The sequence below is a fragment of the Pseudoalteromonas sp. MEBiC 03485 genome (genome assembly GCF_004195145.1).
Classification (GTDB): domain Bacteria; phylum Pseudomonadota; class Gammaproteobacteria; order Enterobacterales; family Alteromonadaceae; genus Pseudoalteromonas; species Pseudoalteromonas apostichopi.
Genome location: NZ_SGBT01000001.1, coordinates 2,553,463 through 2,578,059, shown reverse-complemented (window position 1 = coordinate 2,578,059; position 24,597 = coordinate 2,553,463). Strand labels below are relative to the sequence as shown.

At 40.1% G+C, this 24,597-nt stretch carries 20 protein-coding genes and 2 tRNA genes; 7 read left to right on the top strand and 15 right to left on the bottom strand.

From position 1 onward, the window contains the following. Positions 1–32: 32 nt before the first annotated feature. From EVU92_RS11880 to EVU92_RS11810, 15 genes are all read right to left on the bottom strand, one after another. The gene (locus tag EVU92_RS11880; protein WP_130051400.1) at positions 33–4,871 is read right to left on the bottom strand and encodes an NAD-glutamate dehydrogenase; all 4,839 of its coding nucleotides are present in this window, start codon (positions 4,869–4,871) and stop codon (positions 33–35) included. A gap of 212 nt (positions 4,872–5,083) precedes the next feature. Further along, complete coding sequence (locus EVU92_RS11875; RefSeq protein WP_130051399.1) at positions 5,084–7,408, bottom strand: MMPL family transporter; 2,325 nt, start codon at positions 7,406–7,408, stop codon at positions 5,084–5,086. Beyond that, positions 7,408–8,412: a YCF48-related protein gene (locus tag EVU92_RS11870; RefSeq protein WP_130051398.1), complete on the bottom strand. Its 1,005-nt coding sequence runs from the start codon at positions 8,410–8,412 to the stop codon at positions 7,408–7,410. Before EVU92_RS11870 ends, EVU92_RS11875 begins: the two co-directional genes overlap by 1 nt. Positions 8,413–8,536: 124 nt before the next feature. Next, on the bottom strand, positions 8,537–9,901 hold the full coding sequence (locus EVU92_RS11865) for a DUF1329 domain-containing protein (RefSeq protein WP_130052285.1): 1,365 nt from the start codon (positions 9,899–9,901) through the stop codon (positions 8,537–8,539). A gap of 12 nt (positions 9,902–9,913) precedes the next feature. Next, positions 9,914–11,998: a DUF1302 domain-containing protein gene (locus EVU92_RS11860; protein ID WP_130051397.1), complete on the bottom strand. Its 2,085-nt coding sequence runs from the start codon at positions 11,996–11,998 to the stop codon at positions 9,914–9,916. A gap of 299 nt (positions 11,999–12,297) precedes the next feature. Continuing rightward, on the bottom strand, positions 12,298–12,519 hold the full coding sequence (locus EVU92_RS11855; RefSeq protein ID WP_130051396.1) for a DUF2835 domain-containing protein: 222 nt from the start codon (positions 12,517–12,519) through the stop codon (positions 12,298–12,300). After that, positions 12,519–15,113 carry an aminopeptidase N gene (pepN, locus tag EVU92_RS11850; RefSeq protein ID WP_130051395.1) on the bottom strand — a complete coding sequence of 865 codons (2,595 nt, stop codon included), beginning with the start codon at positions 15,111–15,113 and terminating at the stop codon, positions 12,519–12,521. Before pepN ends, EVU92_RS11855 begins: the two co-directional genes overlap by 1 nt. A gap of 41 nt (positions 15,114–15,154) precedes the next feature. Next, positions 15,155–16,636, bottom strand: coding sequence for a Na+/H+ antiporter NhaC (nhaC, locus tag EVU92_RS11845; protein ID WP_130051394.1), 1,482 nt, complete (start codon positions 16,634–16,636; stop codon positions 15,155–15,157). A 178-nt stretch (positions 16,637–16,814) separates the two neighbouring features. Next, positions 16,815–18,839, bottom strand: coding sequence for a carboxy terminal-processing peptidase (gene prc / locus EVU92_RS11840; RefSeq protein WP_130051393.1), 2,025 nt, complete (start codon positions 18,837–18,839; stop codon positions 16,815–16,817). 27 nt (positions 18,840–18,866) lie between these two features. After that, on the bottom strand, positions 18,867–19,517 hold the full coding sequence (gene proQ, locus EVU92_RS11835) for an RNA chaperone ProQ (RefSeq protein WP_130051392.1): 651 nt from the start codon (positions 19,515–19,517) through the stop codon (positions 18,867–18,869). A gap of 14 nt (positions 19,518–19,531) precedes the next feature. Next, positions 19,532–19,810, bottom strand: a complete 279-nt coding sequence (locus EVU92_RS11830; RefSeq protein ID WP_063705577.1) for a hypothetical protein — start codon at positions 19,808–19,810, stop codon at positions 19,532–19,534. After that, positions 19,807–20,268 carry a GAF domain-containing protein gene (locus EVU92_RS11825; RefSeq protein WP_130051391.1) on the bottom strand — a complete coding sequence of 154 codons (462 nt, stop codon included), beginning with the start codon at positions 20,266–20,268 and terminating at the stop codon, positions 19,807–19,809. Before EVU92_RS11825 ends, EVU92_RS11830 begins: the two co-directional genes overlap by 4 nt. 125 nt (positions 20,269–20,393) lie before the next feature. Then, a complete protein-coding gene (locus tag EVU92_RS11820) occupies positions 20,394–20,789 on the bottom strand; it encodes a hypothetical protein (protein WP_130051390.1) in 396 nt (131 codons plus the stop codon). 157 nt (positions 20,790–20,946) lie between these two features. Beyond that, a tRNA-Ser gene (locus EVU92_RS11815) sits at positions 20,947–21,037 on the bottom strand. A gap of 41 nt (positions 21,038–21,078) precedes the next feature. Next, positions 21,079–21,169: transfer RNA gene (locus EVU92_RS11810), tRNA-Ser, on the bottom strand. Positions 21,170–21,427: 258 nt separating this feature from the next. On the opposite strand from EVU92_RS11810, the gene EVU92_RS11805 reads away from it, so the two are divergent. From EVU92_RS11805 to EVU92_RS11775, 7 genes are read left to right on the top strand one after another with little or no spacing between them, the layout of a single operon-like run. Then, positions 21,428–22,093 carry a Bax inhibitor-1/YccA family protein gene (locus EVU92_RS11805; protein WP_062564480.1) on the top strand — a complete coding sequence of 222 codons (666 nt, stop codon included), beginning with the start codon at positions 21,428–21,430 and terminating at the stop codon, positions 22,091–22,093. A gap of 55 nt (positions 22,094–22,148) precedes the next feature. Continuing rightward, positions 22,149–22,502 carry a sulfurtransferase complex subunit TusD gene (gene tusD / locus EVU92_RS11800; protein ID WP_130051389.1) on the top strand — a complete coding sequence of 118 codons (354 nt, stop codon included), beginning with the start codon at positions 22,149–22,151 and terminating at the stop codon, positions 22,500–22,502. After that, positions 22,499–22,855 (top strand): sulfurtransferase complex subunit TusC, encoded by a 357-nt coding sequence (gene tusC, locus EVU92_RS11795; protein ID WP_130051388.1) that lies wholly within the window; start codon positions 22,499–22,501, stop codon positions 22,853–22,855. The genes tusD and tusC overlap by 4 nt, the downstream gene beginning before the upstream one ends. After that, complete coding sequence (tusB, locus tag EVU92_RS11790) at positions 22,852–23,118, top strand: sulfurtransferase complex subunit TusB (protein ID WP_130051387.1); 267 nt, start codon at positions 22,852–22,854, stop codon at positions 23,116–23,118. The genes tusC and tusB overlap by 4 nt, the downstream gene beginning before the upstream one ends. A gap of 3 nt (positions 23,119–23,121) precedes the next feature. Further along, positions 23,122–23,451 (top strand): TusE/DsrC/DsvC family sulfur relay protein, encoded by a 330-nt coding sequence (locus tag EVU92_RS11785; RefSeq protein WP_130051386.1) that lies wholly within the window; start codon positions 23,122–23,124, stop codon positions 23,449–23,451. Then, positions 23,451–24,098, top strand: coding sequence for an rRNA large subunit pseudouridine synthase E (locus EVU92_RS11780; protein ID WP_130051385.1), 648 nt, complete (start codon positions 23,451–23,453; stop codon positions 24,096–24,098). Before EVU92_RS11785 ends, EVU92_RS11780 begins: the two co-directional genes overlap by 1 nt. Next, entirely contained in the window at positions 24,091–24,525 is a 435-nt protein-coding gene (locus EVU92_RS11775) for an NUDIX hydrolase (protein ID WP_130051384.1), read from the top strand. Before EVU92_RS11780 ends, EVU92_RS11775 begins: the two co-directional genes overlap by 8 nt. Positions 24,526–24,597: the final 72 nt, after the last annotated feature.

Below are 24,597 nucleotides of genomic sequence, written 5' to 3'. Positions count from 1 at the left end.
GAGCTGGGGTATGTATTTTAACGACTTTTCACTTATTTGGAAGTGTCACAGTTGTGGCTTAGCAACATTAGTTCACGAAGTGCCACTGAGAACTTCGCAAAATCGTGGCTTTGCGATGTTTTGAACTCAGATAACATCTGCTTCCAACGTTGTAATAGTAGATCTTGATTATCCATCCACTCATCAATTTGTGCATCAATGTCTTTGCTATCTGCTGCAAAGCTATTAAGTACCACAGCTGATAATGTACGTTGTTGCCAATCCAGCTCTTCACGGTATGACGCACGAGCAAGTGCTTGCCAGTGGTTCGCAACCGGTTGGTTAGTGATTTGGTCAAGGAACCAATGAAGGCCCATACGTGCACCCAACTTGAAGTACGTATTAGAAACCATATCAATACTACGCTCTGAATTATTTGCAATTTCAGCTAAGTCCATTACAGAGAATAAGCTTGATAGTGAAACTATGCGTGTCGCTAGTGCTTTTGGTACATTGCTGTCAATTAACTTGTCAGCTGCTTTAACTAGACGCTCGCTCTCTTTTTCAACCATATAGCTGTTTAGGTTTTCACTTAAATCAGCAAATGTTGGTGCGAAGAATTCAATTGCTTGCTCAATCGTTTGTGCTTTATTGCGATGACGTAAGAACCAACGTGTTGCACGACGAACCGTACGACGTAACTGATATAGCATTTCTGTTTGCACAGCTGCTGGGATCTTATTATCAAGCGCAACAATTGATGACCACGTTTCTGGCATCTGGAACACTTCTTTTGCAATTGAGTAGCAAAGTGCGATTTCAGCTTCATTCGCACCTGTTTCTTCTTGCATACGAACCATAAAGTTAAGACCCATATCGTTAACGATATTATTCGCAAGTTTAGTTGCGATAATTTCTTTACGAAGTGGGTGGTTATCCATTGCATCGTTGAACTTCTCACGAAGTGGCACTGGGAACGACTTAACTAATAATTGACGGTAGTATGGGTTTTCAGTGATTTCATCAACCACTAGAGACTCTTTAAGTACCATCTTCGCATAAGAAACTAATACAGATAGCTCTGGACGAGTTAAATCTTTACCCGCTGCTGCGCGCTCTGCAAGTTCTTCATCCGTTGGAATGAACTCGATTGCACGGTTTAACTTGCCATCTTTTTCAAGTGCGTGGATGAAACGTACTTTTTCTTTTAGCGTCGACGTACCTTTTGATTGAGTAATCGATAAGGTATGCGTTTGACGATAACAATCTTTTAATACTAACTCAGATACTTCATCAGTCATTGAATAAAGTAGCTCATCACGTTGTTTACGCGTTAAGTCACCTTCTGCAACTAGACCATTAAGTAAAATCTTAATATTAACTTCGTTATCTGAACATGCTACACCACCCACGTTATCAATGAAGTCAGTGTTAACACGACCGCCTTTAGCAGCAAATTCGATTCGACCTAATTGTGTTGCACCTAAGTTACCGCCCTCGCCTAAGATCTTCGCACCAAGCTCAGAACCATTAATACGAAGTGCATCATTCGCGCGGTCACCAACATCAGCATCAGTCTCTTTAGAGTGCTTGATGTAAGTACCGATACCACCATTCCAAAGTAAATCAAACTCCATCATTAGTGCTGCTTTGATTAACTCATTAGGTGTCATGCTCGCTTTCTTAGTGCCGAGCATTTTCTTCATTTCTGGGCTTAAGCTAATTGATTTAGCCGCACGAGAGAATACACCACCACCTTGTGAAATAAGGTCTTTGTTGTAATCTTCCCAAGAAGAACGCGGTAGATTAAATAAACGTTCACGCTCTGGGTAAGATGTCGCTGCATCTGGGTTTGGATCAACAAAGATGTGCATGTGGTTAAACGCTACTTGTAAGCGAATGTGCTTAGAAAGCAACATACCATTACCAAATACGTCACCCGCCATGTCGCCGATTGCCACAACAGTGAAATCAGTTGTTTGACAGTCAATATCCATTTCACGGAAATGACGTTTAACAGATTCCCACGCACCTTTTGCCGTGATACCCATTTTCTTGTGGTCGTAACCTACTGAGCCACCTGATGCAAATGCATCACCTAGCCAGAAGTTATATTCATTTGCGATGCCGTTAGCGATATCAGAGAAAGTCGCAGTACCCTTATCGGCAGCAACAACTAAATACGGGTCATCTTCATCATGACGAACAACATCAACTGGTGGCACAATTTCACCACGTTCAATGTTATCTGTGATATCTAATAAACCACGGATGAAAATCTTGTAACACTCTTGGCCTTCTTTGAAGAATGCTTCACGCTCTGTTGGTAGCTGTTTACATACGAAACCGCCTTTAGAACCAACTGGTACGATAACCGTGTTTTTAACTTGTTGCGCTTTAACAAGACCCAGTACTTCAGTACGGAAATCTTCACGACGGTCTGACCAACGTAAACCACCACGAGCAACTTTACCACCACGTAAATGCACACCTTCAACGCGCGGCGAGTATACGAAGATCTCGAACGCAGGAAGTGGTAATGGCATTTCTGGGATCATAGAAGGTTGCACCTTGAATGATACGTAAGACTTAAATTGGCCATCCGCTTCTTTTTGGAAGAAGTTCGTTCTTAGGGTTGCATTGATCATATCAACGTATAAACGGATGATACGGTCATCATCCAGGTTTGCTACGTTTTCTAGTTCAAGATTTACTTGTGCAACTAGCTTCTCAAGAGCCTTCTCACTACCTGGGTTCTTAACAGAGAACTTTTTAGTGAATAAGTTAACGATTTGCGAAGCAATATGTGGGTAATTGGCAAACGTGCTTTCGATGTATGTTTGCGAGAAAGTTACACCAATCTGACGCATGTATTTAGCGTATGCACGAAGAATAGACGCTTCACGACCTGTTAAGCCACCCATTAATACTAAACGGTTGAAACCATCGTTTTCTAATCGGTTATTCCAAACATTAGTCAGTGCGGCACGGAAACGTGCTGATACTTTATCAAAATCAGCAATGCCCTTATTGTCAATTAGCATGGTGAAATCCATGATCCAATTAACTTTACCGTCAGTCGTTTTAACTGAGTAAGGTGTTTCACCCACTACGCGTAAACCAAAATTTTCTAACATTGGCATTACGTCAGATAAGTGGATTGGCTCATCTTTATGGAATAAGCTTAAACGAACAACGTTAGTATTTGCTTCTTCTTGTGGACGGTAAAACAACATTTCTAGTTTGTTTTCGTCAGTAAGAAGTTCTAGTTTTTCAATATCAACAACCGCAGCACTTGGTAAAACCTGATCTTTATACGCACTCGCAAACGCTTGTGCATATTTACGGTTTAGTTCTTTGCCGCGTGCTTCACCTGCACTTTCAAGTAGTGCAGATTGGAGTCTATCTTCCCAAGTACGGGCAGCTTCAATTAGGTTGTTTTCGATGTCTTTCACGTTATATTCAATATTATTGTCAGTCACACGCACCGTGTAATGTGTACGGGCTAATGTTGACTCAGAGAAGAAAGTAGTAAATTCGACTTTTTCGTCAGAATTAAATGCATTGGCTAAGATACGTTGCGTTTCACGACGAAGAGCCGTGTTATAGCGCTCACGCGGTACATATACCATGCAAGAGAAGAAACGGCCATATGCGTCTTTACGCACAAAAATACGGCACATATCACGCTCTTGTACTTGTAATACGCCCATGGCAACTTCAAGTAGATCAGCTTCACGTGCTTGAACAAGTTCATCACGTGGATACGTTTCTAAAATATTTAATACCGCTTTGTATGCATGAGTGCCTTTTGCAAAGTCACACATTTCCATAATGCGGTTAATCTTACTTTTCAGTACAGGTACATCAGCGGCGCTGTTGTTATAAAAGCTTGATGAGAATAAACCAAGGAAACGGTCTTCACCAATTACATTGCCCGCATCATCAAAACGCTTAATACCCACATAGTCGATATACGCAGGGCGATGCACACGAGATACTGAATTTGTTTTCGTTAAAATTAATAAATTGCTGCTACGTGCTTCTTGGCGAGCTACTTCAGGTAATTCTGAAAGTAAACGGCTATGCTCTTCGTCTGTGTTTTTCATTAGACCAAGGCTAGTGCCCTTTTTACCTTTTAACTGGTAATCACCTTGCACTGGCGAAAGTTCATACTCACGGTAACCCATTAGCGTAAAGTTATCCTTGGCTAACCAGTCTAAAAATTCTACCGTTTCTGCAACTTCGCTTTCGTTATTATTATGATGGCGTTTTGGTAAGTCTTTCGTTACCGCAATAAGTTTTTCACGAATTGGCTGCCAATCTTCTACAGCAATAGATACGTCAACTAACACACTCTCAAGTTCTTTTTTGAAAGACTCAATGACTTTTGCATCTGTTTGACGATCAATCTCGATAAAGAACACAGTTTTTGTCGACGTTGATTCTTGCTCAGCTTTTAAGCTTGAAATACCGGTGATTTTAGCGTTTTTATCACGTTGGATTTTCAGCGGAGAGTGAAGTAATAAGTGAGAAGCGATGTTTGCGCGGGTCATGGCCATGCGCACAGAATCAACTAGGAAAGGCATGTCTTTCGCGATGATTTCAACAATAGTGTGCGATGACTGCCAGCCATCTTTTGCTACTTCAGGATTGAAAACACGGACAACCGCGTCATCAGAATTATTTTTTTCTAGCGAGTTCCATAGGCTTAGTGCAGCGCCATATAAGTCACTATCGTTGCGATGAGCCAAATCCTCTTTAGACATATTGCTGTACAAGGCTTTGGCGAATTTCTCAACGAGTAACACATTATCAGCGTGAACTTTTTTCTGGATCAGCTTACAGACATTATCTAAGATAACCGAGGCTTGCCCTTCATTTCGTGTCATTGTATGTTCCTTAATCTATACTACTTATCGATTAGTAGAATATTTGTACAGCCATTTATTAGCGTGGAGTCAGGTAAATTCTAACTCTTTTACAGCTAATAAACAGCCTTTTCGATGAAATCATTTTAAGCTTTTCAGCTATTTGGTCATCTATTCACAAAATATAGATATAAATGGCCATTACTGGCCATATTGGAGCACAATTATTCACATTATTTTTTCTGGTCAGTCCAGAGGAAGCTACCAATTGCAGGTAAAAGTAGTACTGCACCCAACATGTTAACCAAAAACATGAAGGTCAGAAGAATACCCATATCCACTTGGAACTTCAGATCAGAGAAAATCCATGTGCTAACACCAATGGCTAAGGTAATACCTGTGAACAGCACTGCACTACCACGCTCTACTAATGCATTACGATAAGCTACTTCCAGTGCCACACCTTGTTTTAGCTGCCCCATCATTGATGAAAGTATGTAAATCCCGTAATCGACACCAATACCAACACCTAAAGCGATAACTGGTAATGTCGACACTGTTAAACCTATTTCAAGTTGTACCATCAACGCTTGCGCTAAGGTTGATACGATGTACAGAGGTAATACGACTGCAACCGTAGCCTTAACACTTCTAAAGCTAATTAAGCATAGCAGGATTACGGCGCCGTAAACGTAAAGCATCATAGGTAACTGTGCAGCCGATACCGATTCGTTCGTTGCAGCCATTACACCTACTGGCCCTGACGCGAGCTTAAACTTCAATTTATCCGTACCTTCAGCGGCAGCAAACTCTTTAACCTTTGCTACTACATGGTCAATAGTTTCTGCTTTGTGGTCATTTAAGAAAATAATCACTGGCATTACAGAGCAGTTACCATCGAGTAAACCTGAGCTTGTTTCGACGCGTGAAGTAGCTTGCACTAAACTGGCGGTATTGCGCGGCAGACTCTGCCATTTTAAATTACCTTCGTTAAAGCCGGCATTCACTGACTGTGCAACAGAACTTAAACTCACTGCTGATTGCACCCCTGAAACGTTCTCCATTTGCCATTGGAAGCGGCTAATACGTTCCATAACATCATGCTCAGTACACGCAGCAGGATACGCTTCTACAATCACTTTTAGGATATCTGATGAAATGGTGTATTTATCAGAAATCAAAAAGGTGTCTTGGTTATAGCGGGCATCTTGGTGCAAAGATGGCGCACCAGCATGTAAGTCACCAATACGCATTTTGTCAGCTTGCCAGTAACCCACTGCAAATAACACAGCCGTAAAGACGATAATAAAACCAGCTGTTTTACGATCAGTAGCTTTTACTAATAGCTCGCGTAACTTATCTAAGAAATTTGGTTTATCTGTGTGAGTACCCGCTTGAATATGCACAGTGCCTTCAAAGCGCATATAAGATGCCCATACAGGTAATAGAATCAGGTTAGTGAAAATAATTACCGCCACACCTAAACTCGCTGTGATGGCAAGTTCGCGAATAATACCAATATCAATGGTTAGTAAAGTTAAGAAACCAATTGTGTCAGATAACAGTGCGATACCACCTGGGATCAGAAGTGCCCTGAAGCTTGCCTGACAGCAAACCCGAGTTGAACTACCTGTTGACACTTTTTTACCGATGTCATTAATCATTTGCACACCATGGCTTACGCCAATCGCAAACACTAAAAACGGCACTAGAATTGACATAGGATCTAAACCAAAGCCTAAGGTCGATAACAAACCTAACTGCCAGACAACCGCAATGATTGAACACGCAATCGGTAAAATCGTCAGCTTTAAGCTTTGACAAAATAACCAAACCATCACGAATGTGAAAGCAATCGCAATAGCAAAAAATAACAGTACGCCTTTAGCCCCCTCAGCTACATCACCTGCCATTTTTGCAAAACCAATGATATGGATACTGACTTTATCAGTACTGAGCGGATCACGGACTTGCGTTTCTAACTTTTCAGCAAACGCTAAAGTGTCTAGTTTTTCTTGTGTTTGCGGGTCAGTTTCGAGTAATTGGGCTGTCACCATCGCGCAAGAGTAGTCACTGGCAATCATGCGGCCAACCACTTTTGCTTTTTCGATATTTTCTTTTACAACCGCAAGACCACGTTTGTCAGCGGTAAAGTTTGCCGGAATAATTGGACCGCCAGCAAAACCATCTTCAACCACTTCAACAAAACGCGCACTCGGTGCAAAGATTGAATTTACTAATGGACGATTCACACCGGGAATAAAATAAAGCTGGTCATGAACTGCTTTAAGTTGGGTAAAAAATTCTTCATTAAAAATATCACCGTCTGCATCACAGACTGAAATCAAAATACTGTTTGCACCACCAAATTGTTTTTCGTGTTTGGTGTAAACCTTCATATAGTCATGATTGAGCGGAATATTTTTATTAAACGATGCGTCTAATTGAATTTGTGTTGCTTTGAATAATAAAAAACAGGTGATCAAAGCAAAGGAAATAATTGCGAATAAGCGATGACGAAACACCGCTCTTTCTAAAATATCTAAAAAACCACGCATTACGGATTCAACTCCTTCACTTTAATGCCATTTTCTGAAGCCATAATTAGTTTGTCTTGAAACACAACACCATCAAGTAACGATTTACCATCGGCCATTTGTTCTTCTGTAAGTTGGTCATTCTTAATATGGAAAATCACCCCACTGTTAGCAAATAATAGCCACTGGTTGTTGTAGTTAATCGCGCTATTAACGGTTGCATAATTGTCGTGTGGTATTTGCTGCCACTGTTCACTGCCAGCTTGGCGAGTAAAAATGTTGCCTCTAAGGCCTGCAACTAGGTCTTCTCCACCTTGATCTGCAGTTGACGCAAACGTAAAGAAAGAGCCCATATAGATCTCTTCAAGACGCTGCCATGTTTGCCCATTGTCGAAACTTTGTGCCATTAACCCCATTTCACCAGCTAGGAATAAGCTATTATCGGTTTTAACAATACGATTAAAATGTGGGAGTATTGAAGCGGTTTCAATTTCATACCCTTCTGGATCACTGTCTTTTAAATCATTGAGGTATTCACGGTCTTCCTCAAATAATAGACTATCTAAAAAACGTTTCTGCCAAGTTTGGCCACCATCATTAGTTTCAAAAAACATGCCGTAAGCACCTACTGCATAACCATGCTCAGCAGTAGTAAATAAAATATCTAAACATGGCTTATCCATGTTTGGTAGAGACTGCTGTAATTGCCAGGTTTTTCCTGCATCCTGTGTATTAATGATGGTTGCATCATGACCACAGGCCCAGCCTAAATCGCTATTATAAAAATCAACTGCAGTGAGTAGTACTTGGGTCGGTACACTCGCTTGTTGCCAAGTTTTAGCATCTGTACTTGTAATAACCACACCATGTTTGCCAACAGCAACAAGATTTGAGCCAGCTAGTTCAATGTCGGTGAGTAGAGTTTTGTTTGCGTTAACAGCGCTAATAGCTTGTTGCGGCATAGGCATGTCTTGAGCAAAACATGAAGCACTATAAGCAAGACAGGCATAAAGCAAATACTTCATAAAGATAAATCGCCTTCGAAAAGATAAAAAAGAGAAGTCAAAAAAGTCACTGGGAAACCTATTGCGTGTACTGATGACTTACGCGAATTGCAAAAGGCACCTGGAGTCAGGTGCCTTAATTTTATTAACGACCTTCGCGGCGTAATGCGCTTGAAGTAAACTCGTTATCGTTGAATGATTGTGAGAAATCATACATTTTTTCTTGATTATCTAAACCAATTGCTAAATAACGACGAGAGTTAAGGTCATGATAAACTTCTAACGTACTCCAATGAGTAGGTACTTCATAGTAGTTAAGGCCATGAGCCATCGCTACACGATACATTTGATCGCGATTATCATAGATATCCGTTACATGTACTTGCCAGCTATCTTCATCAATATAGAAAACACGTTTCTTATAAATATGACGAGTACCCTCTTTCAGGTTCGCTTCAACAACCCAAACACGGTGTTTTTCATAACGAACATGTTCAGGATTGATATGACCTGCTTGTAAAATATCATCGTAGCTTAGTTTGTCGCTGTGAAGCTTGTAGCTGTTATAAGGAATATAAAGCTCTTGCTTACCTTTTAATGTCCAGTTGTAACGATTCGGAGAACCGTTGAACATATCAAAATCATCAGTCGTACGTAAGCTGTCAGCTGCTGTTCCAGGTGCATCATAGGCAACATTAGGTGCACGACGAACACGACGCTGACCTGAATTGTATGTCCATGCTTGGCGTGGCGTTAATATTTGGTCCATGGTTTCATGAACTAGTAACGCAGTACCTGCAAGACGAGCAGGCTCAGTTACTTTTTGCTTAAACTTAAACAAGATATTAGATTCTTGTAGTTTCTCTGGCGTTGCTTCAGGTGATGAGTATTCAACTAATAGTTGCTCATCAAAACCTACATAGTTGTATGAACCTGACGCTGTCGGTGCTGCTTGACCACCAGAGCGCGCAATTGATAAACCACGGAAACGTAGTAAGTGGTTCCAAATAGCTTCTAAACCATCTTTAGGAATTGGGAACGGAACACCTACAGCGGTATTTTTAATACCGTTACCACCTTCTACTAACTCAGCTGTCGTTGCATATTTTTTAGTTGCATCGTATACAAACTGAGGATAAGACGCACTACGACGAGTTGGGTAAATATTCATCTTGAACGTATCAGGATACGTGTTGAATAATTCAACTTGACCTGGGCTCAAGTAATCTTTGTACTGGTCAACGTTCGATTTATCAATCGTAAATAAGATTTTATCATCAGCAAACGGGTCAGGATGATGCATACCAGGCTTATAACTAGCAGGTGGTTTTGTTATACCACCAGTCCAAGCCGGAATAGAGCCATCTTTGTTTGCTGCTTTTTCTGCGCCAATAGGCGTTAAATCATTACCTAAACGAGCCGCTTCATCAGCGGTAATTTTTGCAAGTACACTTGAGCTTGCGAAAACGCCACAAAATGCTGCTGCAATGAGGGTAGGTTTTCTAATAATCATAATTTACCCTTAGATTGAATATTTAATATTGAAAGAAACATAATCGCGGTCAGAGAAAGTATTCGTTGCGCCACCACCCCAGAACGAGTTGTAGCTAAAGTCGAATGACCACGCATTTTGATAGTTGAAGTTCATGGTAACACCGAGCGATTTACGGTCTTCAACAAATAAGAACATTGGATCAGGTGTAATACCATTTACATCGTGCGAGAACACAAAACGTGGCGAGAAGTTAACACCGCTAAAGAAGTTATAATAATCACCTTTGGCAATTAGGCGATAACCCCATGCAGAAGCCGTTGGGAATGGATTCGTTTCAGGACCGTTTGAAAGACCTAAGTGTAGCGTTGAATAATCATCGCTTAATGGGCCTTGCATGATACCGCTTCGACCAGTACCGGCAACGTTTAAACGAAGCTCATCGTAATCTGGCATATCATTAATACGTACACCACCAATTTCACCAACTACCGCCCAGCTATCAGCACCTAGCGAAGGACCAAATAAATGCGTTGCAGTAAATTGTAATTGTGCTGTGTTACGAAGAATAAAGCCTTGTGCAACTTCACCTGGACCTACAACACTCGTAGCATCGCCTAAACTCATTTGTGAAATACCAGCAAAGTCAGGACGAATACCTGCAACCGCTAATTGCTCAGGCATACCCGCGTAAAGTAACTCTACGTCATCAATTTGTAGTGGTTCGTCTTGACGGAATGCAAATTCACCAGCAAGCGCTGTTTCACCGACTGATGTATTAAAGCTTAGACCATAAAGCTTAATATCTTCAGGGTATTCTAGCTGTCCTTTAGTAAATGCTTGTAAGCCTGTTACATTATCTTCTGTGATTTCTGTCGTTAGTAACATACCGATATCGGCAGCTATTGCCGCATCAGTAAAGTTTGATACTTGACCCGAAATTACTGGGCGACGACTATGATAGTTAATGTGGTATAGCGCTACTTCAGTGTCGTTTAATTCAGGTAAGTACATACCTAGGCGTAAGCCATATTGACCACCGTCATCAGGTTCGTTTTTACCTGCAGAACCTTTGCCTTTTAATGCCACTTTGGTCGGGTAAGCTAGGTACATTTGTGCCATCATTGCTTGACCTTGTGCTGATGTAGGATCAACACCTTGCGAGCGAACAATGTCATCTAAATTATTTAAGCTTTCTGTTAAGAATGCTAAATCAATATCTGGGTTAGAGGTGAAGCCCAGTTGAATATTTTGCTGATAACCATTTTCAGACGCGAAATCGTTGGTCGAGAAATATGTACCTGCCGCAGGAAGACGTGTTTCATGCCATTCATACTGGTAGAAACCTTCTAGCGTTAAATTATCTGTAATACCGAGAGATGCCCAAAGCATACCTACAGGTATGAACGCTTCTTTTAATTCTGCACCAGGGGCTTTTAATCGATCGATATCAACTGGGTTTACGTTGATACCATGCGAAATCAAAGTACTCTCACCCCAGTTAACAACTTGTTGGCCTAAACGAATAGACAGTGGGTTACGACCTTCATTTAAATCAAAGTTTGCCCATACATAGGCATCGAGTAAACGTAAATCAGCACACACTTGTTCTTTTGTGTCGTCATCATCACATGGATCAACTTTATTGCCTGAAGTTGGATTGCTATATGCGTAATCACCATCCATCAACGCAAAATCGTAGAAGTACATAAAGCGAGTGAAGAAACCAAAGTTATCTTTGCTGATTGATAGCTCGTGGTTACCTTTTAATAATTTTGAAAATGAATCACCACTATCAAAATTAAGATTACCTGCATCACCATTATTTGAATATGCACCTGGTTGGTTCCATACATCAGCAGAAGAATAGATTGGATTTAAAGCAGAATGATAACCCGTCCAATCGAATGAAGGGTTATTACTTTTACCTATATGTTTGAAATCTCGGTCTTCAACACGAATACTTTGGCCATAAGAGAAATTAGAGTCAAAACGTATGTCAAAGTCACCTAATTCAAAGTTTGCCGCGTGCAAAGATGTGCTTGAGAGTCCGAGTGTAGCCGCCGCGAGTCCCAAAGCTATTTTGTTTTTAACAAAAAGCGATCGTTTTATCATTGTGTTCATCCCCCTGTAACGGGTTGTTTTGTGATCAAATTGTTGTTTTTAGTATCTTTCTAACGATAGAAGCGAAACAGTAAAATTACAATATAGAACGCGTTCAATCGGTTAATATTTATTTAAAAATGTGACGTTTACGCATTGGTAAGACGTCATACCAGATATTTTATACACGTAAATTAACAATAGAACAAATCGAATTAACAAAAATATAATAAATTTAGAGAATAGTAGACAGTGAAAATTAACTTTTTAGTGATTAAAAAGCACAAAATAAAAGCAGCCAAAGCTGCTTTTTAACTAATTTTCTCTAGTTTTAAAAACTGATTTTCAGCGGTTAATGTCAACCTAAAGCGCCCTCTTATCCCTAAGGATGAAATAAAAGGGCGTAAATGGTTTGCATCAAAGCGAACAGTCTTGCCACCATCCTCTGTGACTTGCACAGATTTATATTTACCATGATAGTAATCAAGACATTCTGCATAACTCAGATACAAGGCAAAGTAATACTCATTCATTAACTTTCTAGAGCTTTCTCAACTTTTTCAAACAGATCATCACTGAGACCATCTAAATCAGCTAAGCGTTGCAATTGTGCTTTCATTGCCGCTGAACGATTTTCATCATAGCGTTTCCATGACATAAACGGTGTCAGCATGCGCGATGCATTTTGCGGGTTAATATTATTAAGCTTAACCAGTAAATCACCTAGTAATTGATACCCTTTTCCATCTGCACGGTGGAACTGAGTGATATTAAAGTGACTAAAGCTTCCAACTAATGCACGCACTCGGTTAGGGTTACCAAAGTCAAAACTAGGATGATCATAGAGTGCTTTAATATCGTTGATACACGTTGCTGAATCTTTCATTGCTTGTAAGGCAAACCATTTATCCATAACAAGCACATCATGACGCCATTTAGCATCAAACTCATTTAGCAGTGTGTCACACAGTGGATGGTTTGCTTTAACCACAGCACTTAATGCAGCAAGGGCGTTGGTCATATTGCTACTGTTTGCAGATTCTCTAATCAAGCTGCTAACTTCGCTATGATTTGTTTTCGCTAAATAGTATAAACAAAGTTGCTTAAGAGCACGTACGGCAACGGCTGTAGCGGATGTAGAACCATCGTCATCAAGGGCGTTATAACAATTAACCAATGACTCTGTTAGGAAGTTGGCAATTTGCGATTCAAATGCATTTTGCACAGCAATAATGTCATCAACAGGGATGACGGCATATTCTGCAGCAAGAGTATCGTAGCTAGGCAGTTTTAACAGCTCCGCAATTAGTGCGAGGTCACCTTCACGATTATCAACTAGTAGCTTTAATGCCGACAAGATATCATCAGATAAACAAGCTTCACCACTGGCAATCGCCGCTTTAATTTCATTCGTAAATAAACGCTGCTGAGCATCCCAACGTGAAAAGTCACTGCGAGCAAAACGCATAATATGTAACAGATCAGCTGCAGACGTATTTTGATTAACAATGCATGGCGCTGAGAAATCTTCAAGTAGCACTGCTACTGGGCGCTGTGTAATATCTTCAAAAACAAATTTCTGCGTTTTTTCAGTAACATTTAATACCGAATCTTGTGGCTGATTATCAATCACAAGAGGTAGCGACTGCCCTTCACTATCTAAAAGCTCAATAGCAAACGGTATGTGCAATAAGGCATTGTTAGGCTGATTATCAGGTGCGAATTGTTCAATACTCAATGTAAAAGTCTGATTTTGTTCATTATACACTTGTTCTACATTGAGCTTTGGTGTACCCGCTTGGCTGTACCATCGCTTAAATTGCGTTAAATCAATACCGGATGCATCACTCATTGCAGCCACAAAATCATCACAGGTAACAGCTTGCCCGTCATGGCGCTCGAAATACAATGCCATACCTAGCTGGAACTTCTCTTCTCCCAGTAAGGTGTGCATCATACGGATAACTTCAGCTCCTTTGTCATACACAGTCACAGTATAAAAATTATTCATTTCAATGACTTTTTCAGGTCGAATTGGGTGCGCCATAGGCCCTGCATCTTCACTGAATTGGTGAGTTCGCATAACTTTAACTGCATCAATACGATTAAGTGCACGGGAGCCTAAGTCACTACTAAACTCTTGATCACGGAAAACCGTTAACCCTTCTTTCAACGACAATTGGAACCAGTCTCGGCAAGTGACTCGATTACCTGTCCAGTTATGGAAGTACTCGTGGCCAACTATAGACTCAATCGTATGATAATCTTTGTCGGTGGCCGTTTCTTGATTTGCTAAAACACATTTTGAATTAAAGATATTGAGACCTTTATTTTCCATTGCACCCATGTTGAAGAAATCAACGGCAACAATCATGTAAATGTCTAAATCATATTCAAGGTTAAAGCGCTCTTCGTCCCATTGCATTGACTTCTTTAAAGACGTCATCGCGTGGGGCGTTTTCGATAAGTTGCCTTTATCCACAAACAAGGCTAATTCAACTTGTCTACCAGACTGGGTTGTATAATGGTCACGTAGCACATCAAAATCACCAGCAACAAGTGCAAATAAATAACTTGGCTTTTTAAATGGGTCTTGCCATTTTACAAAGTGACGTCCGTCATCTAAGTTACCTGATTCAATTTGGTTACCATTAGACAGTAAATGAGTGTATTTTTTGTCGGCAATAATTGTCACATCAAAGCTGGCAAGTACATCTGGTCGGTCGAGGTAATAGGTAATCTTTCTAAAACCTTCAGCTTCACATTGCGTACAGTAAGCACCGCCTGACAGGTACAATCCTTCTAATGAGGTGTTTGTTTGCGGGTCAATTTGGTTCTCAATTTTAAGTATAAAATTTTTAGGCAAATTATGAATGATCAGCTTTTCATCTTCGAGCGTGTAATCATTATAAGCTTTGTCATCAACCATCACAGAAATTAGTGTTAAATCAACACCATCTAGAGAAAGATCAGCATTACTTTCGTCAGTACGATTGATTGTCATTGTTGACTGTACTGAGGTTTTTAACGGCGCTAGTTCAAAATGTAAATCGATGTGTTGAATTGAGAATTGTGGGGCTTGGTAATCTTTTAAATATTGAGCTTGAGGTTTACTCGTAGCAGACATAACTGACTCCAAATGGCCCTGCTTAGCAGGGCCTAAATAGTTTATTCAGCGTTAGCTTGTTGTTTAAGGTGTTTTGGGGTTATACGTAAAATTTTAATACCCAAATAGGCATAAACAATCGCTAATAATGGATTAATTAAATTAAAGAATGCGTACATGGCATAATCAAATGGATTGATTAGTAAAACACTTTGCATATAGGCACCACAGGTGTTCCAAGGAATAAGAGGGCTAGTAATTGTGCCACCATCTTCTAACGTACGAGATAGATTTACCGGCTTTAAGCCTCGCTTTTCATATTCGTCTTTAAACATACGACCAGGAACCACAATTGCGATGTATTGGTCAGCTGCAACTGCATTAGTACCAATACAAGTTGCAATAGTTGCAGTAATAAGAGAGCCAGTGCTTTTAGCAATTTTTAAGATGCTCTTAACGAACATATCAAGTAATCCAGTTTTTTCCATGATTGCGCCAAACATTAAGGCCGTCATAATTAGCCAAGTAGTTGTCAGCATGCCAGCCATACCTCCACCGCTTAATAATGAGTCCATTTTTTCGTCGCCAGTGTCAATACTGAAACCATCAAAGAAAGTTGTCCAAACTAACTTAAAATAGCCAATCAGATGGCCTTGTGATGCATCAATTTGGCTGTTAATTAAATCTGACTGAAATAACATAGCCCAAATCGCACCTAACACCGCACCAATCGATATTGCAGGGAACGCCGGCATTTTACGAATTGCTAAAAGCAATAACACAACCAGTGGTACTAGCATTTCAAAACCGATATTAAAGTTTTGCTCTAATAAATTAACGATTTCATCAATACGCCCTGCTTCTGTTGAGCCTCCAGCATTAAAGCCCATAAAGATAAAAATGATTAAGGCAATGATGAAGCTTGGCACTGTTGTCCAAAGCATATGATGGATATGCTCAAATAAATCAGCACCAGCTACAGCAGGTGCTAAGTTAGTTGTTTCAGAAAGTGGGCTTAATTTATCACCAAAGTAGGCACCAGAAATAACCGCACCCGCCGTTACAACTTGTTCAAGGCCAAGGCCTGTTGCAACACCTAATAACGCCACACCAATGGTCGCCGCTGTGGTCCAAGAACTGCCTATACTCATAGCTACAATGCCACAAATTAAGCAGCTAGCCGCATAAAACCAGCTAGGATTTATTATTTGTAGCCCATAGTAAATTAGAGTTGGTACAGTACCCGATAACAACCAAGTACCAATTAAGGCACCCACCATTAGCAGAATGATGATTGCACCGAGTGATAAGGTGATCCCTTCAATCATGGCTTGTTCTAGTTTTTTCCAGGTATAACCATTTTTTAAACCAATTAATGCTGCAGTAAAAGTAGCGAATAATAAAGCGATTTGGTTAGGACCTGATGATGAATTATCACCGAATAAATAAACAGCGGCGCCTAGCAGGCACACGAGCACAGTAATTGGGATCAAGGCATCTAAAAAACTGGCCTGTTTAATTGGTTTCTCTTCAATTGAATTCAAAAGATAGTCTCCTACACGTCTTATGTGGCGTGTTTAATTATTATTGTAAGCTTGACGCAAAACTTCAGTGGCTTTTGGGCAGCCATATCCTGCAATTATAACAACCTGACCTGTTTTAGGTAGCAAAAAAGGCGCCTAAGCGCCTTTTTATTAATCAATATTGCTATTTAATTGCCAATTATTTCTTAGCAATACGACCATATTTAATAAAATCCTGCGTGATTAATGCAGCCTCTTCTAAGAAAGGGTCTAGTTCATCAAGGCTATCAGGTAAATCATCAAGCTTTTCTACTGGCTTTTCACCAAGGCGAACTAATCGTTCATTAGCACGCTCTAAAGCACGCTCTTCACTTTCATCTTTCTCTTTTAAACGCGTCGCTTCAACCAGTGAGATAGTTTTACGGTCTTTCTCTTCTTGGTAGCGCTTAATGTCATCAAACACATAACCAAACTCCGGCTCATCTGCAATTCGCGAATCATGAAGCTTATTAACGTAAGCAATAGCTGGTTTCAAGTTATCGACTGAATTATATTTAGCACGAATGATACTATCCCAAGGTAAGGCATTATCTTGTTGGCTCTCGCCCCACTCCGATGGTTCAATTGCTGATGGGAATGACACATCTGGGATCACTCCTTTGTGCTGCGTGCTTCCGCCATTGATACGGTAGAACTTAGCGATTGTATATTGCACGCTACCTAATGGGTGATCGTATAAGTCATAGGCGCGGCCAAGGGGTTTATGCTGCTGTACTGTACCCTTACCAAATGTTTGTTCACCAATCACAATTGCACGGCCATAATCTTGCATTGCTGCAGCAAAAATCTCTGAGGCTGATGCACTGTAACGATCAACTAAAACAGTGAGTGGGCCATCATAAAAAGTGACGCCGTCACGGTCTTTTTGCTCTTCAATACGATTATTTAACGTGTGAATTTGCACTACTGGACCTTGGTCTATGAATAAACCAGAAAGCTGAGTTGCTTCGTAGAGTGAGCCCCCACCATTTTGACGTAAATCAATGATAATACCGTCTACTTTGGCTTCTTTTAATTTCGCAATTTCAATTTTAACGTCTTGCGATAAATTGTTGTAGAAACCAGGAATTTCAATAACACCAATTTTGCTGGTTAAGTCAGAGTATTTTGCTTCAAATACTTCAGATTTTGCAGCGCGGTCTTCTAAGCGGATCTTATCACGAGTGATTTCAACTACTTTAGGTGTACCGTGAGCATCTGCACCTTTTAGGTATTGCAGGCGAACTTTTGTCCCTTTTGGGCCTTTGATCAGATCAACTACGTCATCTAAACGCCAGCCAATCACATCAACAAACTCTTCACCTTCTTGGGCAACACCAATAATACGGTCATCTGCTTTAATTTGTTCTGACTTATCAGCCGGGCCACCAGGTACTAAGCTACGAATTACTGTATAGTCTTCATCATAGCTAAGCACAGCACCAATGCCTTCTAATTCAAGATCCATGTCCATCTTAAATTGCTCAGCACGGCGAGGTGATAAATAAGAGGTATGCGCTTCAATGCTTCGTGCGAATGAATTCATCACGATTTGAAAAGCATCTTCACTATTAGTTTGCACTAAGCGTTTTTGCGCATTGTGGTATCGTTTGGTCAAGACTTCTTTAATGCCTTGCCAGTCTTTACCCGTCATTTTTAATCGTAAAGCATCGTACTTGACTCGTTGACGCCAAAGTTCATCAAGCTCAGCTTGGCTTGTTGCCCAATTGGCGTCTTCACGGTCGAACAGATACTCATCTTCTTTATCGAACTTCATTTCGTTTTCAAGCAGCGATAAAGAATAATCATAACGTTCAAAACGACGTTTTAAGCTTAAGTTAAAAATATCAAAGGCAAATCCCAATTTACCTGTCGACAATGCATTATCAAACTGATCTTTATACTGCTCAAAAGAAGCAATATCAGACGCTAAAAATACATTTTTGTTGTAGTCGAGAGATTCAATGTATCGATCAAAAACCTTTTCAGATAATTGATCGTTAAATTTAATTGGTTTGTAATGTGCACGAGTAAATAAGTTTGTCACCCGTTTGCTTGCCGTACTATGTTGGCTTTCTTGCTTGAGTACTGGCAGATCTTTTTCAGTCAAATTGTCTGAAGATGCCAATAATGAACCTGAAAACAGGGCAGCGACTAACGGAATGAGCGTAAACTTTTTACTCATACACAACTCCTTTATTTTTTACAGCTATTAAATGATATACAGGCTGTCTGCTTTGGTCTTAACTTGCATCCCTGTTACTAACTCAACGTGAACTTCATCTTTATTCACTTCAGTAATAACTGCGTTTACAAGTGCTTGGCCAAGTTTAACTTTAACTTTGCTATTAACCTTGACCTCAGAGGCAGGTAAAGGTTCAACTTTTCCTGAACGTTTTGCAGGAGCAGCTTTAGCTGGCTTATTACTTACTTTAGCGCCTTTTTCGCCTGATTTAGCGTGGTGGCCAGTATTCTTTTTGTAAGATTTTGTGTCACCGTCTTTACGTGGACGTTGCGGCTTCTTACGCTTCGCCATTTTAGCGCGGCTTTCTTCTAACGCTTTTTGTGCGTGCTCAATGTGCTCTTGTTCAACTTTTTCGTCTTGATTACCATCAAGATCGATACGGAACTCAGACTTTGTCACAGCTTCTAAATAGCGCCAGTTTGAGGTGTACTTTCTTAATGCTTGACGTACCTGAGTTTTACTTACCTTCTCAGAACCTTCAATGCGCTCAGCAATATCTTTAAAGATACCGACTTTAAGCGGCTGAATACCGTCTTTTTGTTTAAAACATTGTGGAAATTCTTGATATAAGAAATCCAGTACTTCATTAATATCTTTTAGCTTGTTTGTGGTTTCCATCTTAGAACCTTTTATTACATCTTTTCATCAAGTGATGAATCGACATAGTGTGTTACCCAGTCGGTCAACTCTTCGAAGTCCGCTTCAATAAGCGCTAAATCACCACGAAGGTGTTCCCAAATACCATTTATAATTTCATCAATTGATTCACAGTCAAGGTCGTCCGGTAGACGATCCCAAGCCATGTGAATCAGGTCGTTGAGCCTTTCAGCAACAACTTCTTCTTCCCCTTCCCAATCACCAACATCAGCAATTGCAAAGAGGTAATCTTGCACATTTAGCAGATCTTTCATTTTAGATTTGCCTCAAAGCACTTTACCAATGCTTCTAAACCAGCTTGATCATCAGCATCGAATCGCGCAATGCTTGGGCTATCGATATCAAGTACAGCAATTACTTTACCGTCTTTGAAAATCGGCACAACTACTTCTGAGTTAGATGCAGCGTCACAGGCAATATGGCCAGCAAATGCATGCACGTCTGCAATGAGTTGTGTTTGTTGTGTTTGCGCGGCAGTTCCACATACCCCTTTACCTACTGGAATACGGATACATGCAGGATTACCTTGAAACGGCCCTAGCACTAATTCTTCAGGTGAATCCATCAAATAAAAGCCCGCCCAATTTACGTCCTCTAGTGAGGTAAATAACAGCGCACTAATATTTGCCATGTTGGCAATGATATTTGATTCACCAGTGATTAGCGATTCAGTTTGTTTAACTAATGACTGGTAAAAATCTTGCTTTTGCATACCAAACTACTTCTTATTAAACATACAGTAGCTAAAGGTACTCTTTGTAGACGACAAATGAAACCTTTTGAGGGCAAAAAAAAACATTTTGCCCTCAATTTCATTCAGCTTGATTAATTATTCTGCTATTGATGAGAAGATTGTGCTGTAAGGCCCTGTCTTAAACCAAATAAAAACAGCCCTGCTGCAAGGGCAGACATGACAGCATTGACTACAAATGCCATACCTGTTGTAGCACTCAATAAGTAACTAAAGATAGCTCCACCTAGTAAACCCAGTGTCAGCACACCTGAATAATTTACTTTCGCATACTTATACATAAGCAGGTAGCCAGGTACCACAAATGCAGCCATAGTTAAGCCTACAATGTGTGCATTGGCTATTGCACTGACAAGTAAGTTAAAGAAAATACTAAAGCCATTTCCTTCAAGTGAAAACGCATAATAAAGGCCTAAGATACAACCAACGATCACAGGCGATAATAAAGAAAGTCCTACACTCTTTGCTAAACGATGTTTCATAAATTCCCTAATGCCACAAAGATAATACGAGAAGTATTAAGCATGGACTAACTAGGGAAAATGCGAAATATCGACAATAGTCGTAATTTGCTTAGCAAAGGAATAATAAAGCGGCAGAAACAAAAAAGCCGCTGAATAAATTCAGCGGCTTCAATGATGGTGGAGAGATAGGGATTTGAACCCTAGAGGGGCTACAAACCCCTGCCGGTTTTCAAGACCGGTGCATTCGACCACTCTGCCATCTCTCCGAATGCGAAAACCTACCCGTTTACACAAGTAGTAAAAATAATGGTGGAGAGATAGGGATTTGAACCCTAGAGGGGCTACAAACCCCTGCCGGTTTTCAAGACCGGTGCATTCGACCACTCTGCCATCTCTCCGACGGCGTGCATAATAGATAAGGAAGCCGGGTTTGTGAAGCTTTTTTTTCAAAAAACTGTTTAAGTGATTAAAAAACAACTAAATCGTTCAGCATTAACACAATCACACTCAAAATATAATCGATTTGAACTTTTCTATTATTTATCTTGTCTATTGATCCACAATAGTTTGCCCAAATATATAACTCTTGATAGGCTTAGTTCAGTTTAATAATTGGAACTAACGAACGTATAAGTTCATTTAAAGGAGCTCTAACAATGGCGTTTAATCAATCGTACAATACTGCTAGACCAGTAATGTCGACTATTGAAACCAATAAAGTTTTGAAGAATACCTATTTCTTACTAGCTATGACACTGGCATTTAGCGCAGTAACAGCCGGTATTTCAATGGCAATGAATCTACCTTATTTTATGGGGTTAGTATTTAGCTTGATTGCATTTGGTGTACTTTTTGTTGTCAACAAAAAGGCAGACAGTGCATCAGGTGTTGCCTGGGTATTCGTTTTCACAGGTTTGATGGGCGCAGGACTTGGTCCAATGCTTAACTACTACGCTGCAATGCCAAATGGCCCTATGCTTATTATGCAAGCCCTAGGTTCGACAGCCTTAATCTTCTTCGGCTTATCAGCTTACGCTCTAACCACTAAAAAAGATTTCTCATTTATGGGTGGTTTTTTAACAGTGGGCTTAATTGTGGTAATTATCGCAAGCTTAGTAAATTTATTTATTGGTAGCTCTATTACCTTTATGGTAATTAACGCTGCAGTTGTATTGATTATGTCTGGTTTAATATTATTTGACACTAGCCGCATTATTAATGGCGGTGAGACAAATTACATCCGCGCAACAGTTGCTTTATATCTGAACGTGTATAATTTATTTACGTCACTTCTACACCTACTTGGTGCAAGTGATGACTAATTAAATAGTTCTGCTAAAATAGCCCCTTTCTAGGGGCTTTTTTATTGGATGCGTTTTGGCACAATTTGTACTTTCTCTTCATACCGCGCCGACCGATCATGACACGACACAACGGCTAATTAAATTTGCGCAAGCTTGTCTTGATTCTGGTCACTCAATTACAGCTATCTTTCTTTATCAAGCAGGTGTTTTCCACTCCAGTAATCATTTAGAACTTGCCAGTGATGAGTTACCAATTAATCGTTTATGGCAAGAATTAAACTCGCAAGATGTTCCTCTGCTTCTTTGTGTTACTGCTGCAGAAAAACGAGGGTTAGATATTGATAACACAGGCGTGTTTACAGTTGCTGGCTTAGCTGAGTTTGCAATGTTAGTAAGTGAAGCTGATAAATGGGTGCAGTTTAAATGAAAAACATTCTTGTGATCAGTCAACACAGTCCATTTGATGATCAACATATTCGTGAATCACTCGACACTACACTGATTTTTGCTGCTATCGAACAAAACATTAGTTGGCTTCTTAGTGGTGAGGCAGTATTAGCTCTGAAAAAAAATCAACAGCCAGAGCTACTTGGCATTAAAAACTATTTTAAAACCATTAAAACCCTTGAGTTATACGATGTTGAAAACATTTATGTCTGTGAAAAGTCGTTAATGGACTTTAACCTTTCAGAAGATAGTCTGATTATCGATGTTAAAGTAGCTAACTTTGAGCAACAGCGAGACTTAATTACAGAGCAGCATCAGGTGGTGACGTTATGAGTACATTGCATATTTTTTCGAAACCCTTATCCCACTATTGCAATAATATGTTGGCTAATCTAATTACTGCACAGGATAAGGTACTACTAGTCAGTGATGCTTGTTATAACAATATGCAATTTAAGCAGTTCTCATCCTGTCTATATTTACTTGAAGAAGATACTACAGCTCGCGATATTTCACTCAATAAAGAGGATATCGTAATAGACTACACACAGTTTGTAGAAATGACTTTAAATGCACAGAACACAATTACTTGGTAAACCATGCTTGAATTTAATAACAAACAAATAGAAACAGACAAACAAGGTTATTTACTTGATTCAAATGATTGGTGTGAAGATCTAGCGCCTATCATTGCTGAACAAGAGAACATTACTTTAAGTGAACAGCACTGGGAAGTTGTGCACTTTGTGCGTGATTTTTATCTTGAATACAACACCAGCCCAGCTATTCGTATGTTGGTCAAAGCTATGGCTCAAAAGCTTGGTGAAGAAAAAGGTAATAGCATGTACTTGTACAAACTTTTCCCTAAAGGTCCTGCTAAGCAAGCAACTAAAATTGCAGGTTTACCTAAACCAGCTAGGTGCATTTAATGGTAAACAAACCTAAAAGTAAACCACGTCGCAGTAGTGGCCGAACATACTCAAGGCCGATACAAAAACGTGAAGTAAAAAAAGCAATTAGCCCAGAGAAACGTAAAGTCGTACTGTTTAACAAACCATTTGATGTGCTTTGCCAGTTTACTGATGATCAAAACCGCAAAACGCTTGCCGACTTTATTACTATTAAAGACGTTTATGCAGCAGGACGCCTAGACAGAGATAGTGAAGGGCTGTTGCTACTTACAAACTGCGGTAAATTACAACACACTCTCACTGAACCCAATAAAAAAACAGCAAAAACGTATTGGGTGCAAGTAGAAGGTGATGTTACTGATGAGGCTATCTTTGCGCTTAACAAAGGCGTAGAGCTTAAAGATGGCATGACCAAGCCTGCCAAGGTTAGGCGAATTAATGAACCCGCAATTTGGCCACGTACCCCGCCCGTTCGCGAACGAAAGAATATTCCAACTAGCTGGTTAGAAATATCCATCACTGAAGGAAGAAACCGCCAAGTTCGCCGTATGACAGCCCATGTTGGTTTCCCTACTTTGCGATTAATTAGATATAGCATTGGTAACTATACTCTTGATGGTTTGGACAGTGGCCAGTTTAAAGTCGTGAACAATCCCGATGCATAAACCTAATGTCACAGTTGCTGCAATCGTCAGGTGTCAAGACAAGTATTTACTTGTTAAAGAGCGCGATAAGCACACAGGTGAAATTTGTTATAACCAACCAGCAGGTCATTTAGAAGCCAATGAAACCTTAGCAGAAGCAGCTCATCGCGAACTTATTGAAGAAACTGGCATTAGCCTTAATGCCAATCACCTTGTTGGCATTTATAATTTGCATGCCGCGAATGGCGTTCACTATATGCGTTTTAGTTTTGCTTTTAATTGCCCTACACTAATAGCACCCTCCCCCCAGGATGATGATATTCTCAGCGCAGATTGGTTTAGTTTTGAACAAATTAAAAGCCTACCACTGAGAAGCCCCCTCGTTTTAAAATGCATTGAAGATCATTTAGCTGGTAAAGCCTATCCACTTAGTTTGATTTACCAATAACGGCTGTGATTTTGGCTGGTTTGGGTATATAATATCGGCCTTTCCATAGCAGTTAAAAAATGACAGCGAATA

Bases quoted from the DNA above. Each gene is read 5' to 3' on its own strand.
- EVU92_RS11875 (WP_130051399.1), bottom strand. From the start codon at position 7,408: ATGCGTGGTTTTTTAGATATTTTAGAAAGAGCGGTGTTTCGTCATCGC.
- EVU92_RS11855 (WP_130051396.1), bottom strand. From the start codon at position 12,519: ATGAATGAGTATTACTTTGCCTTGTATCTGAGTTATGCAGAATGTCTT.
- EVU92_RS11825 (WP_130051391.1), bottom strand. From the start codon at position 20,268: ATGCAAAAGCAAGATTTTTACCAGTCATTAGTTAAACAAACTGAATCG.
- EVU92_RS11805 (WP_062564480.1), top strand. From the start codon at position 21,428: ATGGCGTTTAATCAATCGTACAATACTGCTAGACCAGTAATGTCGACT.
- EVU92_RS11820 (WP_130051390.1), bottom strand. From the start codon at position 20,789: ATGAAACATCGTTTAGCAAAGAGTGTAGGACTTTCTTTATTATCGCCT.
- EVU92_RS11870 (WP_130051398.1), bottom strand. From the start codon at position 8,412: ATGAAGTATTTGCTTTATGCCTGTCTTGCTTATAGTGCTTCATGTTTT.
- tusC (WP_130051388.1), top strand. From the start codon at position 22,499: ATGAAAAACATTCTTGTGATCAGTCAACACAGTCCATTTGATGATCAA.
- tusB (WP_130051387.1), top strand. From the start codon at position 22,852: ATGAGTACATTGCATATTTTTTCGAAACCCTTATCCCACTATTGCAAT.
- EVU92_RS11785 (WP_130051386.1), top strand. From the start codon at position 23,122: ATGCTTGAATTTAATAACAAACAAATAGAAACAGACAAACAAGGTTAT.
- EVU92_RS11830 (WP_063705577.1), bottom strand. From the start codon at position 19,810: ATGAAAGATCTGCTAAATGTGCAAGATTACCTCTTTGCAATTGCTGAT.
- EVU92_RS11880 (WP_130051400.1), bottom strand. From the start codon at position 4,871: ATGACACGAAATGAAGGGCAAGCCTCGGTTATCTTAGATAATGTCTGT.
- EVU92_RS11780 (WP_130051385.1), top strand. From the start codon at position 23,451: ATGGTAAACAAACCTAAAAGTAAACCACGTCGCAGTAGTGGCCGAACA.
- EVU92_RS11775 (WP_130051384.1), top strand. From the start codon at position 24,091: ATGCATAAACCTAATGTCACAGTTGCTGCAATCGTCAGGTGTCAAGAC.
- prc (WP_130051393.1), bottom strand. From the start codon at position 18,839: ATGAGTAAAAAGTTTACGCTCATTCCGTTAGTCGCTGCCCTGTTTTCA.
- EVU92_RS11860 (WP_130051397.1), bottom strand. From the start codon at position 11,998: ATGATAAAACGATCGCTTTTTGTTAAAAACAAAATAGCTTTGGGACTC.
- pepN (WP_130051395.1), bottom strand. From the start codon at position 15,113: ATGTCTGCTACGAGTAAACCTCAAGCTCAATATTTAAAAGATTACCAA.
- proQ (WP_130051392.1), bottom strand. From the start codon at position 19,517: ATGGAAACCACAAACAAGCTAAAAGATATTAATGAAGTACTGGATTTC.